This is a genomic window from Xenorhabdus bharatensis (assembly GCF_037996705.1).
Lineage (GTDB): Bacteria > Pseudomonadota > Gammaproteobacteria > Enterobacterales > Enterobacteriaceae > Xenorhabdus > Xenorhabdus bharatensis.
This window is the reverse complement of the sequence record NZ_JBBMXG010000009.1, coordinates 89,033-102,869: the sequence shown is the minus strand read 5'-3', so window position 1 is coordinate 102,869 and position 13,837 is coordinate 89,033. Positions and strand designations below refer to the sequence as shown.

The 13,837-nt window shown below is 41.9% G+C and carries 11 protein-coding genes; 7 read left to right on the top strand and 4 right to left on the bottom strand.

Going from position 1 to position 13,837, the window contains the following annotated elements; genetic code table 11:
- Nucleotides 1-222 precede the first annotated feature (222 nt).
- Both AAC855_RS10410 and AAC855_RS10405 read left to right on the top strand, forming a co-directional pair.
- A complete protein-coding gene (locus AAC855_RS10410) occupies nucleotides 223-3,183 on the top strand; it encodes an SEL1-like repeat protein (protein ID WP_340609482.1) in 2,961 nt (986 codons plus the stop codon).
- A 36-nt stretch (nucleotides 3,184-3,219) separates the two neighbouring features.
- Nucleotides 3,220-4,371 carry a tetratricopeptide repeat protein gene (locus AAC855_RS10405; RefSeq protein ID WP_340609481.1) on the top strand — a complete coding sequence of 384 codons (1,152 nt, stop codon included), beginning with the start codon at nucleotides 3,220-3,222 and terminating at the stop codon, nucleotides 4,369-4,371.
- 90 nt (nucleotides 4,372-4,461) lie between these two features.
- Here the strand turns inward: AAC855_RS10405 and yegD are convergent, their stop codons facing one another.
- From yegD to AAC855_RS10385, 4 genes are all read right to left on the bottom strand, one after another.
- Nucleotides 4,462-5,814 carry a molecular chaperone gene (gene yegD / locus AAC855_RS10400; protein WP_340609480.1) on the bottom strand — a complete coding sequence of 451 codons (1,353 nt, stop codon included), beginning with the start codon at nucleotides 5,812-5,814 and terminating at the stop codon, nucleotides 4,462-4,464.
- Between the two features lie 216 nt (nucleotides 5,815-6,030).
- Nucleotides 6,031-6,882 (bottom strand): S-formylglutathione hydrolase, encoded by an 852-nt coding sequence (fghA, locus tag AAC855_RS10395; RefSeq protein WP_340609479.1) that lies wholly within the window; start codon nucleotides 6,880-6,882, stop codon nucleotides 6,031-6,033.
- A 40-nt stretch (nucleotides 6,883-6,922) separates the two neighbouring features.
- Nucleotides 6,923-8,032 carry an S-(hydroxymethyl)glutathione dehydrogenase/class III alcohol dehydrogenase gene (locus AAC855_RS10390; protein ID WP_340609477.1) on the bottom strand — a complete coding sequence of 370 codons (1,110 nt, stop codon included), beginning with the start codon at nucleotides 8,030-8,032 and terminating at the stop codon, nucleotides 6,923-6,925.
- A gap of 417 nt (nucleotides 8,033-8,449) precedes the next feature.
- A complete protein-coding gene (locus tag AAC855_RS10385) occupies nucleotides 8,450-8,590 on the bottom strand; it encodes a hypothetical protein (protein ID WP_340609475.1) in 141 nt (46 codons plus the stop codon).
- 544 nt (nucleotides 8,591-9,134) lie between these two features.
- Here AAC855_RS10385 and AAC855_RS10380 point away from each other — a divergent pair.
- From AAC855_RS10380 to AAC855_RS10360, 5 genes are all read left to right on the top strand, one after another.
- The gene (locus AAC855_RS10380) at nucleotides 9,135-9,926 is read left to right on the top strand and encodes a HisA/HisF-related TIM barrel protein (protein ID WP_340609474.1); all 792 of its coding nucleotides are present in this window, start codon (nucleotides 9,135-9,137) and stop codon (nucleotides 9,924-9,926) included.
- Nucleotides 9,927-9,928: 2 nt separating this feature from the next.
- Nucleotides 9,929-11,197 (top strand): hypothetical protein, encoded by a 1,269-nt coding sequence (locus AAC855_RS10375; protein WP_340609473.1) that lies wholly within the window; start codon nucleotides 9,929-9,931, stop codon nucleotides 11,195-11,197.
- A gap of 2 nt (nucleotides 11,198-11,199) precedes the next feature.
- A complete protein-coding gene (locus AAC855_RS10370) occupies nucleotides 11,200-11,859 on the top strand; it encodes an HAD family hydrolase (protein WP_340609472.1) in 660 nt (219 codons plus the stop codon).
- Nucleotides 11,860-12,060: 201 nt separating this feature from the next.
- On the top strand, nucleotides 12,061-13,320 hold the full coding sequence (locus tag AAC855_RS10365) for an adenylosuccinate synthase (RefSeq protein WP_340609470.1): 1,260 nt from the start codon (nucleotides 12,061-12,063) through the stop codon (nucleotides 13,318-13,320).
- A gap of 33 nt (nucleotides 13,321-13,353) precedes the next feature.
- Nucleotides 13,354-13,788 carry an NUDIX domain-containing protein gene (locus AAC855_RS10360; RefSeq protein WP_340609469.1) on the top strand — a complete coding sequence of 145 codons (435 nt, stop codon included), beginning with the start codon at nucleotides 13,354-13,356 and terminating at the stop codon, nucleotides 13,786-13,788.
- Nucleotides 13,789-13,837: the final 49 nt, after the last annotated feature.

The window sequence follows — 13,837 nt, the reverse complement described above, 5'->3', positions numbered from 1 at the left end:
CTATTTTGACTCATGATTTGCTTTTAGCTGTTACATTATTTTTTTTCACACTGGTTTATTGAATTATTATTTCTTCAGTAGACTGTTTTTATAAAAAGATAATAAACTCCTGTTTTTAACACCTATTAAAATAATCAGTATTATTCCCCCATCATATAATATTTGTTAATGTGTATTCACTTTGCCCTCCGACTGAACTCCCAAAAATAAGGAATTAAAGACATGGAACGCGTTCCCTTGCTTGCTCTTTTATTCACTCTGACTGTTTCTATCTCAGCATGTAAGCCAGCAGATCCGTGTCAGGTTGATGGATCTTCTTTCCTCACCTGCCTGAGATTAGCTGATGAAGGTGATGCAATTGCACAATATAAGATTGGGAAAATGTATGAAAAAGGACTAGGAGTTCCATTAGATAATCAGGAAGCAATTAGGTGGTATACCGAATCTGCTCAGCAGGGAAATACCGATGCGCAGGCGGATCTTCATGAGCGTTATAAGGAAGAGGCTGAAAAATACAAAACTGCTGCCGGTCAGGGGGATATCGAGGCACAAAATACTCTTGCTGGTCTCTACCATAAAGGGTGGGGAGTGGAGCAGGATTATAAAGAAGCTTTCAAATTGTATCTCGCTGGTGCTAATCAGGGGAATGCTTATTCCCAGTATTTTGTAGGGTATTACTATAAGGAAGGATTAGGCGTCGAGCAGGATTATCAGGAAGCGCTGACATGGTATGCGAAATCGGCTGAACAGGGAGATCCTGATGCACAAGTGGACATGGGGTATCTTTATGAAAAAGGGTTTGGTGTACAGCAGGATTATCAGGAAGCAGTAAGGTGGTATATCCAGTCGGCTGAACAGGGGCATGCTTTCGGTCAGGTCAGTCTCGGCAATCTTTATAATCAGGGGCTGGGAGTTGAGCAGAATTATCAGGAAGCCGCCAAATGGTATCTCTCTGCGGCTGAGCAGGGCAGTGTTGATGCTCAGAATCATCTGGGGTATTTCTCTTTTAAGGGAATGGGCGTTTCTCAGGATTATAAAGAAGCAATGAAGTGGTTCAGTCAGGCCGCTGAACAGGAGAATGCCTATTCACAGTATTTTATTGCCTACTTATATAAAGAAGGGCTAGGAGTAGAAAAAAACTATCCGGAATCGGTTAAGTGGTACCTCAAAGCCGCTGAGCAAGGGGATGTCGATGCACAGTTTGATCTTGGTAATCTTTATCGGGATGGTTTGGGTGTAGAAAAAGATCATCAACAGGCCATGAAATGGTATCGGGTAGCCGCTGAACAGGGAAATGCCTATGCACAGGTCGAACTGGGTGATTTCTACAAGGATGGACTGGGTACAGATCAAGATTATCAGCAGGCGATGAAATGGTATCAGGCAGCCGCTGAGCAGGGAAGTTCTTATGCGCAGGCTGAACTGGGTGATTTCTACAAGGATGGGCTGGGTACAGAGCAAGATTATCAACAGGCAATGAAATGGTACCGTGCTTCCGCTGAACAAAAAAGCCACTATGCGCAGTATTATATGGGGGAGTTTTATTACTATGGATTCGGCGTTAAGAAGGATTATCAGGAAGCACTCAAATGGTATAAGCAATCCGCTGAGCAAGGTGATCCTGATGCAATATTTAGTATCGGATATCTCTATGATAAAGGGCTGGGAGTAGAACAGAGCTATAAGGAAGCCGCCAAATGGTATACCAAGGCCGCTGAACTGGGGCATACGAAGAGTCAGGATAATCTTGGCGATTTTTATAGACGAGGTTTTGGTGTAGAACAGAATTATCAGGAAGCGATTAAATGGTATCTGCCGGCAGCAGAAAAAGGTAATACCAATGCGCGGGATAATATCGGGTATTTATATTTTAAGGGGAAAGGTGCTCCTCAGGATTATAAAGAAGCCGCGAAATGGTTCAGTCAGGCAGCAGAGCAGGGAAGTGCTTACTCACAATATTTTATTGCCTATTTATATAAAGAAGGCTTGGGGGTAGAACAAGACTATCAGAAAGCCGCTAAATGGTATCTTCAATCAGCCGAACAGGGCGATGTTGATGCGCAGACTGATCTTGGCAGTCTTTATCGGGATGGATTAGGAGTAGAAAAAGATTATCAACAGGCGATGAAATGGTATCGGGCGGCTGCTGAACAGGGAAATTCCTACGCTCAGTATTATGTGGCTGATTTCTATTTTGATGGTTCCGGTGTCGAACAGGATTATCAGGAAGCGCATAAACAGTACTTGAGAGCTGCTGAACTGGGAAGTACTGATGCGCAAGTTAGCATCGGATATCTTTACGAGGAAGGATTGGGCGTAGAGCGGGACTATCAGAAAGCGGCTAAATGGTATGCCGAGGCAGCTGAACAAGGAAATTCAGTTGGTCAGAATAACTTGGGTCTCTTTTATGAAAAAGGATTAGGTGTTGGAAAAAACTATCAGAAGGCAGCTAAATGGTATCTTCTTGCTGCTGAAAAAGAGAATTCCAGCGCCCAGTTCAATATGGGAGTTTTATATCTGAAGGGTCTGGGGTTTACACAAGATTTTGAAGAGTCAGCCAACTGGTTCACTAAAGCGGCTGAGCAGGGCTATTTAGACGCTCAGTTTAATCTTGGTTATCTGTATAGATATGGATTAGGTGTACCAAAAGACTATTCTAAATCAGCTAGGTGGTATACAGAAGCGGCTAAGCAAGGAGATTCAGATGCGCAGGCTGTGATGGGTGAATATTACGCATTAGGGTTAGGAGTGCAACAAGATTATAAAAAATCGGCTGAGTGGTATCTGAAAGCGGCTGAGCAAGGAGACATCGATTCACAGGTTAATATCGGTTATTTCTACATGGATGGTATCGGCGTTCAAAAAAATAGTAAGACTGCAATGAAATGGTTATTGAAGGCAGCAGATCAAAACTCCACATTGGCAGCGAATAATATCGGTGTACTTTACCTGAATGGCGATGGTGTCAAAAAAGACGGTAAAAAAGCGATAGCGTGGTTTCTCAAGGCGGCTGAACAAGGTGATGCTACTGCACAATTAAATCTGGGACGCATTTATGAACAAGGCCTAATTGTGCCACAGGATAATGAAAAAGCACTTGGCTGGTATCAAAAAGCGCAGGAAAACGGAGCGGCAGGCGTCGGGAAGAAAGTGGAAATATTAATGAAAAAACTCAGGAAATAACGAAGCTCTCTACAATAATCAATTAGGAACGACAACATGGAACGATTACTCTGTATCGGCTTTTTTCTGGTTTTCAGCGTATTAACCACAGCATGTAAACCCCAGGATCCCTGCCAGATAGAAGAAGGGGCTTTTTCAGCCTGTTTACGATTAGCGAACGATGGTAATACGCAAGCGCAATTTAAAACCGGGCGATTGTATGAAAAAGGATTAGATGTCCAGCAGGATTATAAAGAAGCTGCCAAATGGTATAGGAAAGCGGCTAATCAAGGGAATGCAGGGGCACAATATTATCTGGCTTCTCTTTATCATAAGGGACTCGGAGTAACACAGGACTCCAAAGAAGCAGCTATATGGTTTCTCAAAGCGGCTAAGCAGGGAAATAATGATGCACAGTCAAATATTGTCGGCCTTTACCTTGAGGAATTAGATGTCGGGCTGGATGACAGCGATATATACAAATGGAATATTCGCTCTGCTGGACGGGGAAAGGCGATTGCGCAGGCTAATTTAGGTTATATGTACTTTAATGGATTAGGTGTACCACAAGATTATGATGATGCCATTAGTTGGTACGTTAAAGCTGCAGAAAAGGGAGATCTCTATGCTCAAAAGATATTGGGCCAGATTTATGCTGAAGGATATAACGGGCAGAGCAACTATTCCAACTCAGCAAAATGGTATGCTGAAGCGGCTAAACAGGGCGATGCCGAATCACAAGTAAAATTGGGCGATTATTACCGAACTGGTACCGGAGTGTACCAGAATTATAAATTAGCCCACAAATGGTATGAAAAAGCGGCTAAACAGGAAGATGCTAACGCCCAGAATGCGCTGGGTTATTTATACATGGAAGGGCTGGGAGTAGAGAAAAGTGGCTGGATAGCAATGGGATGGTTTTCAAAAGCATTTCTGCAAAAGAACCTTCAGGCCTCAGAAAATATTGGTCATCTTTACTGGACCGGCAATTGGGTAGAAAAAGATCACAATAAGGCCATGGGATGGTATCTGAATGCTGAAGAATCTCTGTCGGCTTTAGCTCAGAGAAATCTGGGGATAATTTATGAATTGGGTGAGGTTGTCCCGAAAGATGAGAAAAAAGCACTTGAATGGTATCAGAAAGCGTTTGATAACGGACTTATCGATTTAGATATGAAAATTCAGGATATGAAAGATAAACTCAAATAAAATTGTTGATCCTGTATACAAGTCAATAAACTCCCCCGTCATATTGAACGGGGGAGTTCAAAATAGTGAAGTATTAACGGGTTCGTAATATCAAGAAAAACAAGCTTTCGCCCAGCGCGCCAGACCTGTCGTCACAGACCCAAAGTAGTTACCACTGACCAGAGGCACTTCCGGTAATACCTGCTCAACCGCCTGACGCAGAATAGGAGAACTGGCTGAACCACCGGTCATAAAAATGACATCCGGCTGAATGCCGCCTTGAGTCACTGCCTCGCTGACGAGTCTGGTCATTTTATTTTTTGTAGATTCGATAGCGGTTATCATTTGATCGCGCTGAATATCGACTTCAATAATTTCTGATAATAAATTTAATTGAGCACGATATTCACTGTTATTTGACAGTGCGATTTTCGCTTCTTCAGCGCTGCGTACCAGACTGTATCCCAGCGTTTCGTGGTGAACTTTCAGTAACCGTGCCAGTTTTTCCGGCTCTTGTGCATCTCGGTGTAAAGATTTTAATGCGGTTAGGTTCTGGCGAGAGTAAAACTCTTTTTGTGCCTGCACGTCATTGATGGCAATCGGGTTCCAGAACTGAGTGAGCGGCATATCAATACCTGAGGAAAATTTACTGCCTAAGCCAAAAGGGTGCATCAATTGTTTAAACGTCAGATTGATATCCAGATCGTTACCGCCAACCCGTTGACCGGTGTGCGCCAGTAAACTGTCATTACGTTCGGATTTACCACACCAGTCCGGCCCCATCTGAATGAGCGAGCAGTCTGTTGTTCCGCCGCCAATATCAACGACTAAAACGATGTTATTTTCAGTCAGGGTGGATTCATATTCCAGTCCTGCGGCGACAGGCTCAAATTGGAATTCTATATTGCGAAAGCCTGCTCGTTTTGCTGCCTGCAACAGAATGAATTCGGCCTGCTGGTTCGATTTTTCACCACCACGTCCGTGAAAGTTAACCGGCCGCCCAATAACGACTTCCTCAACACATTGTTGCGTTTTATTTTCTACTTGCTGCTTTATGTTGGACATCATGGCGCAAACCAGATCTTCGAAAAAGCTGATTTGCACTTCTCTCAGCCCCATAGCACCGAGGAAAGATTTTGGTGATTTGACGTAATAAGTATCCTGAGGATCTTCCAGATATCGTGTCAATGCAGCCTGACCGAATACGATATCTTCAGGTAAAAGATCGATACCTTCCTCACGATTTGCCGTAATTGCGCTGCGGAGTAATTGCTCACCGACTGGAGAACCCGGAGTAATATTTCTGTGGCGGAACAAGTGCTCAGAAACTGATTCTCGGGTTGGTGCTGCCAGTGCAGAAGGCATATAAAAATTGTCATTTTCAATAGCGATCAGCTGTGGCGTATTTCCGATCATTTCTGCTACTGCGCAATTTGATGTGCCATAGTCAAAACCGATGAACATAGGTTTCCTCATCTTCAATTGTCGAAAAATTGTAAAAAGGGCGCAGATGCTATCGCAAATTAAATTCAAAGGCGAGTGACTTCGATAAGATTATCTGGATGGTTTTGTCAGGCTGGTTTCCAGTAAGCTGAAATATGAGCTGGAAACCAGTTTAGTATCAGAAAGGCGGCGGATATTTACCGTTTTCAGGAAAGGTAGATGATATGGCGTTAAAGTTTATCGCCTTTCAGCCCGCTTTTGCATTGCTCCGGCATGATAGACGATATGCTCCTCAATAAAGCTGGCAATGAAATAGTAGTTGTGATCATAACCCTGACGAAAGTTGATTGTTATCGGGTAATTTTCTTCATTACAGGCATTCAGTAATAAGTCGGGGCGCAACTCGCGATTCAGAAAATCGTCCCCAGTGCCTTGCTCAATCAAAAGTGGTATCTGTTGTTTTACTTCACCATTTTTAATTAATTCTACCGTATCATACTGTTTCCATAGTGATCGATCTTCGCCCAGATAAGCCGAAAACGCTTTTTCTCCCCACGGAACCTGACTGGGGGCTACAATTGGCGCAAATGCTGACACACTGCAATAACGTTCCGAGTTTCTCAGCGCAATAACCAATGCGCCATGTCCACCCATAGAGTGCCCACTGATGGCGCGTATATCGTTAACATTAAACTGCTTCTCGATTAATTCAGGCAGCTCTGAAACAAGGTAGTCATACATTTGATAATGTGTTGCCCAAGGCTGTTTCAGCGCATTGAGATAGAATCCGGCTCCTTTTCCAAGATCGTAAGCAGGATCGTCAGGAATACCATCTCCTCGTGGACTGGTATCAGGAACAACGATAACGATGCCATGTTCTGAGGCATAACGCTGAGCACCGGCTTTGGTAATGAAATTCTGCTCAGTACAGGTTAATCCGGAGAGCCAGTACAGTACCGGTAATTTCTTGTCTTTTATCTGAGGTGGCAGAAAAACTGCAAACTTCATCTGACAATTCAGAGTACTGGATTCATGTTGGTAGACATCTTGCCATCCGCCAAAGGATGCGTGATGTTCAATTCTTTCCATTACTTTTCTCTCTCAAACGGTAGAATATGGGACTGCGCAATCAGTAGTGAATTACCGTCCGGATAGATTTACCTTCATGCATCAGTTCAAAGGCTTCATTAATATCTTCCAGTGGCATTTTATGTGTTACGAAAGGTTCCAACTCAATTTCACCTTTCATTGCATCTTCAACCATCCCCGGTAGCTGGCTGCGCCCTTTGACGCCGCCAAAGGCTGTTCCTTTCCATGTCCGACCGGTAACAAGCTGGAATGGACGAGTCGAAATCTCCTGTCCGGCACCTGCAACACCGATAATGACTGACTGACCCCAACCACGATGAGCACTTTCAAGCGCTGCCCGCATGATGTTGACGTTACCAATACATTCGAAAGTATGGTCAACTCCCCATTTTGTCATATCCAGAATAACCTGCTGAATAGGTTTGTCATGATCGTTGGGATTGATGCAATCTGTCGCACCAAATTGTCTGGCTAATTCAAACTTAGTCGGGTTGGTATCAATAGCAATAATACGGCCTGCTTTGGCCTGACGTGCTCCCTGAAGGACAGCAAGCCCGATGCCACCCAGCCCGAAAACAGCCACAGAATCCCCGGGCTGAACTTTAGCCGTATTATGTACAGCACCGATACCTGTCGTTACGCCACAACCTAATAGGCAAACATGTTCATGATTTGCTTCTGGATTGATTTTTGCCAGCGAAACCTCGGCGACAACTGTATATTCGCTGAATGTGGAACATCCCATATAGTGATAAACAGGTTGGCCGTTGTAGGAAAAACGAGTTGTCCCATCAGGCATCAGACCTTTTCCCTGAGTATCGCGAACGGCAATACAGAGGTTAGTTTTACCAGACCGGCAAAAATCACATTGACCACATTCAGCGGTATACAATGGAATGACATGATCACCGGGTTTAACACTGGTAACACCTTCACCAACTTCAATAACGACTCCAGCGCCTTCGTGCCCGAGCACAACCGGGAATAAACCTTCTGGATCATCACCTGAAAGTGTAAAAGCATCCGTATGGCAAACTCCGGTATGACTGACTTTGATCAGTACTTCACCGGCTTTCGGTGGTGCCACATCAATTTCAACAATTTCGAGTGGTCTGTTTGGCCCAAAGGCAACGGCTGCACGTGATTTCATAGCATCCCTCTTTTCGATGAGATAAAAAAAGTAAAGGTGAGGTTGTGTGCATATGGCTATGGCGCACACAGAAAAAGCTGTATCGCAAATTTGCTCATCAATTGACTGCGCATGATGAAAATTATGAACGATATGGCATTCAGTTTACCTGATTGTGAGTGATATTCACCCTGTACTGTCTAACCGTTTTGTTGCGATAAATTACTAACACTACCCCTTAACCAAGAATGAGTTGCCAGAATCATGACTGCAAATGTCTCGTCCGTGTAAATCCTCCCAAGAGTTCACGATTAATTATTCCTTCTCTTAGTATAAAAGAGGCTAGTGTTCCACATGCGTAAAGAATCAGCATATACACTTCGTCTTTCAAGTTGCCTCTTTGTTGGCTGCGCTCATTCACCCCGGTCACATAGTTATCTATGCTTCCGGGGATGAACTCCCTTGCCGCCGCGATGCATCTTGAAATCCATTGTGTATAGGTAATGCCATTGCGAGTGTTAAAATAATTCCCAGAGATAACTTTTCTTTTTTATTATTGACTTCTATCTTTCTCGACATGTTTTTCCTCATGAAAATGATTATTTTTAATAAATGTATTTTTATAATTGATATGGCTTTAACTCATTTATAGTAAATATAGCCTTCATGTTTCAAGTTTCTTCTTTGTTAGTTCTATACATCCCTTTGGTTATTATGGTTATAAATAGAGAGTTATCTATGCTGAATGGATTCGTTTTTTTCCATTTCAACGTAATCTGAAACCTATTAGATAGGTCATATTAAGAATATTATTCTGATGAAAAGATAATAACCAGATAGTGTGGGTGTTTGTTTTTGGTTGTCGGTTTTTATTTCTGCCTTTATTTTATTTGTTTGCTATAAAAAAATAAAAATACGTAACAAAATAACTTTATTGAAAAGTCATTTCTTTTTCTTATTATGATTTTTAGAAATGGTTAACTGAAATTATTAATATAAACTAATGTGAATGTTATTTGGTGATTCAAAATACACATTGTTTATTCAGCAATGAGTGGTAATCACATTAATGATCTTTGTTATTAAATTCAGGAAATATATTTGTCATAAATCAGGTGGGTAAATGATAGGTACTAAAGCGTTCGAGGTGTTTCCTTCAGTTGATATTGTCGATGGAATAGCGATGACATCAAATTCTGCAATTCGTCTAACTCGTGGTGAAAGCTCAACATTACGGCGGCCTTTAGGTACTCCGGCAGAAGTCGCATTAGCCTGGCAAAATGCCGGAGCAAAATGGATACATGTAGTTGATCTTGATGCTGCGTCAGGCAGAGGTTCAAACAGTCACTTGATTGCTGATGTTATCGAGGCGGTCGATATTAATGTACAAGTCTGTGGCGGTATCAGGAATGAAGAGATCTTGAGCCGGGTATTGGCAACCGGATGTCAGCGGGTAAATTTAGGAACCGCTGTATTAGAAAACCCCGATTGGTGTGCCAGAGCTATTGGCGAATATGGCGATAAGATTGCTATTGCGTTGGATGTAAGGAGTACACCGGAAGGTTATCAACTGGCAACTCATGGGTGGAATGTCAATAACGGCAAGCTTTGGGATATTCTTGAAGGTCTGGAAAGACAGGGATGCCAGCGTTATGTCGTCACTGATGTTGAGCGGGGCGGTATGATGAGCTCCCCCAATTTTACTCTTCTGAGTGAAGTATGCGCAAAAACGTCATCACCGGTCATTGCTGGTGGTGGAGTCTCAAGCATCGATGATCTACGTATTTTAGCCGGTATGTATGATCAGGGAGTTGAAGGAGCCATTCTTGGTCAGGCGTTACATATCGGTAAAGTGCCACTTGAAGAAGCCATTGCGGCAACCCGAACACCAAAAACGCAAGCTCAAAGAGGTTAAATATGGCTGAGTTTCTTTCACCTTCTTCAGTTGTTCCATTTACTTTAGACCTGCGTGCTGTTGGTTTATTAGGCGAGTTACGTGCTATCGCCGGAACAAATTACCTGATGAAAGAAGTGATGGCACTTCCGGGAGTCGTCACGAAGAAACAGAATTTCCTCAGTTCTCGAGGCGTTGCTTATTACGAACCCAAAACCTGTGATGAATTATTGGCAACAGTAAAATATTATGCAGGCATCATCATTACACTCCAGTGCACAGATAAACAATGCGCAGTGCCTTCAAAATATATATTAGCTGATCATTGTCTGGTGAAACTGTTACGTATTATCGACAGTTTATTAGGTGTTCCACAGATTACTAATGAAGACATTGTACCTTTTATTGATGGGGTGAAAGCGTGTGCTGAAATTGTCTGTTCAACATTGACGGGAAGAAAATCCGGTTTTTCTCTTTCATTATTTCAAAACCTGAAACTTCCGGCTGGTACGGGGCATCAGGTACCAAGAACATATATTGAGGGAGATAATCACCTGTTAACACTGGCTGCTGCACAAATAGATGTATGCCCTGACTCTGCCGTTATCGGGGTTATGTTAGGCGGTGCTGCGACAGCCGCAGTAACGGCCGCAGCATGGAATAGTGAACTCAATTTAGTGAAAGTTTCCCGCTATGATGATGCATGTAGCAATAATCATCATATCTGGGGACGTAACATTCCATCCGGGCATTCTATTTCGATTATTGATGATAATTGTGGAACCGGAGATACCTTACGACAGGTCAGGGATCTGGTTATAACCCGGACCGGAATAAGGCCAAAGCTACGGGCCACAGAATTGCATTGGGAAAAACTATTGCGTACCCGTGTGTACGGATATTCTGATCGTGTATTCAGCCCCGAATTTTTGGATGTATTGACCCCTTGGTGTTTCAGACATCATAAGATACTGAATCACTTAGTTAACCAGCTCTCAACTGATGAGGGGAAACATGCCCATACAACTCATTCCCATACAACTACAGCGGATTGGGTCAGCTATTCGTATAGTTTATTGTCTGTCTTGTATGACACGTTGAAAGATTCTACTTGGGCACCTGAATTACTGGGTTTTTTATCTACTCTGGCAATTCCCCAAAAAGTGGACTATGACCAACCCATTGATGCATTTAGAGATATTGCGCAGCAATGCCCTGAATGTTTATCCCGCAACCGGGAGTTTGGTGCAAATTGTTCGGAACAGGCAAATATAGCTAAGGAAGTTAATTGATCATGGCAACAGCACATATTATTTGGGACTGGAATGGCACACTACTGAATGATGTTAATGTTTCAGTAAGCGCAACAAATTTAGCACTTGCAGAAATTGGGATTGAACCACTGACACTGGAACAATATCGGGAATATTATTGTGTACCAGTGCAAATTTTCTATAAGCAGGTTATTGGACGCGAACCATCCTCTGCTGAATGGTCAATCATAGGAAAAACATTTAACACCCATTATCGGCCCGGTATACAAAAAGCAAATTTAGCAGAAGGAGTGAGTGACCTGCTTGCTGCCCGCTATCAGTCAGGTGCGACCCAATCGTTATGCTCATTGATGCAGCATGAAGAATTAGTTCCGATGATTGATAACCACGGTATTACTAAATTTTTTACCCACGTTGATGGCAGAAATACACCGCTATTGACTACCGGAAAGTCTGAGCAATTAGCTAACCACATTAAAAAGATCAATATTGCTCCTGAAAAGAGTGTCGTGATTGGTGATGCAACCGATGATGCTATTGCAGCACTAGCCGCAGGTACTCATGCCATTCTTTACACTGGTGGAACGCATAGCCGTTTAAGCCTTGAAGCTGCAGGTGTACCCGTTGTTGATACATTAAACGAGGCTTTATTAATGGCGGATTACTTAGTCAGTAAATAAGTAAATATTAATTTATTGAAATAAATAATTTTTATCATCACTATCATTTTAAATGACGTATTCTTTATTATGTTTTTAAATGAAGCGATTCATGTTTTGTATAATTCGCTGAATGATATAAATCATTAAATTTATATTCTTATTAAAATATAAAAGAAAACACCATTTAAAAGACGATTTATAAATGGGAGATGTGCACTCATGTTAATATCTGTGGTTGGGCTTCAATTTGGCGATGAAGGAAAGGGTAAATTTGTTGATTACTTATCTGGTGGTGTAAATAACATTGCCAGATTTAATGGCGGAGCCAATGCAGGCCATTGTGTGCAATATGGGAATATAAGAGGGTCTTTTTCTCAATTACCGGCATCACTTAATAAAAAGAATCTTTATATTTGTCAGGGGGCATTAATTAGCCTTCCGGTACTTGTGAAAGAAATTGAGTTTATAAAAAGAGAAAATATTAACTCCAACATCTCAATTGATCCCCGATGCCATATTGTATTACCATTACACGCAGAGTTAAATAAAGCATCTGAAAAATATAAAGGTAAGAATAAAATCGGATCTGTGGGCGTAGGTGTGGGTGCCTGTGTTGAAGATAAATCGAACCGACATGGTATTCGGCTTATTGATACTCTGGATAAAGAAAAACTCAGAAGCAAATTAGAATTTCTTTGGGGCATCAGGGAAAAACAAATCAGTCACGTTTTTAATGATAATTCGACTTTAGATTTTGAGGATATGTTAGAAATAACACATCAATATGGAAAAAAGATCGAGCCTTATTTTACATTTACTAATGAAGCCATCCGTGACTTATTGAATGCCGGTGAAGATATCTTACTTGAAACATCACAAGCTACTTTTTTAGATAACAGTTTTGGTACTTATCCTTATACTGTCGCGTATCAGACTCTGGTTCAAACCTGTTTTGCCATGATTGGTATACCGGCGCAGAAAATGCATATTGTCGGTGTGATGAAGGCCTATATGATCCGGGTTGGTAATGGCCCATTCCCGACTGAACTACAGGCTGAACAGGCTGACTATATCCGGGAGCGTGGAAACGAGTATGGTACTGTTTCCAAAAGGCCAAGGCGCTGTGGCTGGTTGGATCTATGCTTGATCAAGCATGCGGTAAAACTTAATGGGGTAACAGAACTGGCGATAACTAATACTGATGTTTTAGCGGGATTAGATGAAATTAAGGTAGCTATCGCATATGAAATTGATAATGAACAGGTGTGCTGTGATAACGCATTATTGCAGCTTGAGAAAGTTAAACCTGTCTATAAAGTTTTTAAAGGCTGGGGAGAGCTGAACGCATCGTATACTTACTTTACAGAGCTGCCTGCTGAACTAATTGATTTTCTCAATTTTATTCAGGATTATGCAGGAGTCCCGATTAAATACATTTCGCATGGCCCTGATAGAGAACAAACTTTAATAGTACAGTAATATTAATAGCGCAGTAACGAGGAAAGGAAGATAATGATTCATTATGTGACCGGTTTTATGTTTTCTGAAGATAAGAAGCATGTTGTTCTTATTTCTAAATTACAACCCAGCTGGCAGAAAGGTCAACTCAACGGTATTGGCGGAAAAATAGAAACAGGTGAAACGCCTCAACAGGCAATGGCACGGGAATTTGCTGAGGAAGCAGGAATTAATACTCAGCCTGAAGAATGGAAATTATTTACTGTGCTGACTCGTCCTGATGCTTATCAGGTTAATTTCCTCTATACGTATGATGACAGAGTTTATTCTGCAAAATCTGTTGAAAAAGAAATTGTTAATATTTATGAAGCACAATTATTACCTGATAACGTTATTTACAATTTACGCTGGTTAATCCCCATGGCTCTTGATGAGCATTTACGCTTTGACAGGCCGATTGAGATTATAGAAATGAGGGAAAACTCATAACCTGTGTTTATACAGTTTTTAGTATATTGCTCGCTTTACAGCGAGCACC

Coding starts and splice junctions, on each gene's coding strand:
- AAC855_RS10410 (WP_340609482.1), top strand. CDS start 223: ATGGAACGCGTTCCCTTGCTTGCTCTTTTATTCACTCTGACTGTTTCT.
- AAC855_RS10405 (WP_340609481.1), top strand. CDS start 3,220: ATGGAACGATTACTCTGTATCGGCTTTTTTCTGGTTTTCAGCGTATTA.
- yegD (WP_340609480.1), bottom strand. CDS start 5,814: ATGTTCATCGGTTTTGACTATGGCACATCAAATTGCGCAGTAGCAGAA.
- fghA (WP_340609479.1), bottom strand. CDS start 6,882: ATGGAAAGAATTGAACATCACGCATCCTTTGGCGGATGGCAAGATGTC.
- AAC855_RS10390 (WP_340609477.1), bottom strand. CDS start 8,032: ATGAAATCACGTGCAGCCGTTGCCTTTGGGCCAAACAGACCACTCGAA.
- AAC855_RS10385 (WP_340609475.1), bottom strand. CDS start 8,590: ATGTCGAGAAAGATAGAAGTCAATAATAAAAAAGAAAAGTTATCTCTG.
- AAC855_RS10380 (WP_340609474.1), top strand. CDS start 9,135: ATGATAGGTACTAAAGCGTTCGAGGTGTTTCCTTCAGTTGATATTGTC.
- AAC855_RS10375 (WP_340609473.1), top strand. CDS start 9,929: ATGGCTGAGTTTCTTTCACCTTCTTCAGTTGTTCCATTTACTTTAGAC.
- AAC855_RS10370 (WP_340609472.1), top strand. CDS start 11,200: ATGGCAACAGCACATATTATTTGGGACTGGAATGGCACACTACTGAAT.
- AAC855_RS10365 (WP_340609470.1), top strand. CDS start 12,061: ATGTTAATATCTGTGGTTGGGCTTCAATTTGGCGATGAAGGAAAGGGT.
- AAC855_RS10360 (WP_340609469.1), top strand. CDS start 13,354: ATGATTCATTATGTGACCGGTTTTATGTTTTCTGAAGATAAGAAGCAT.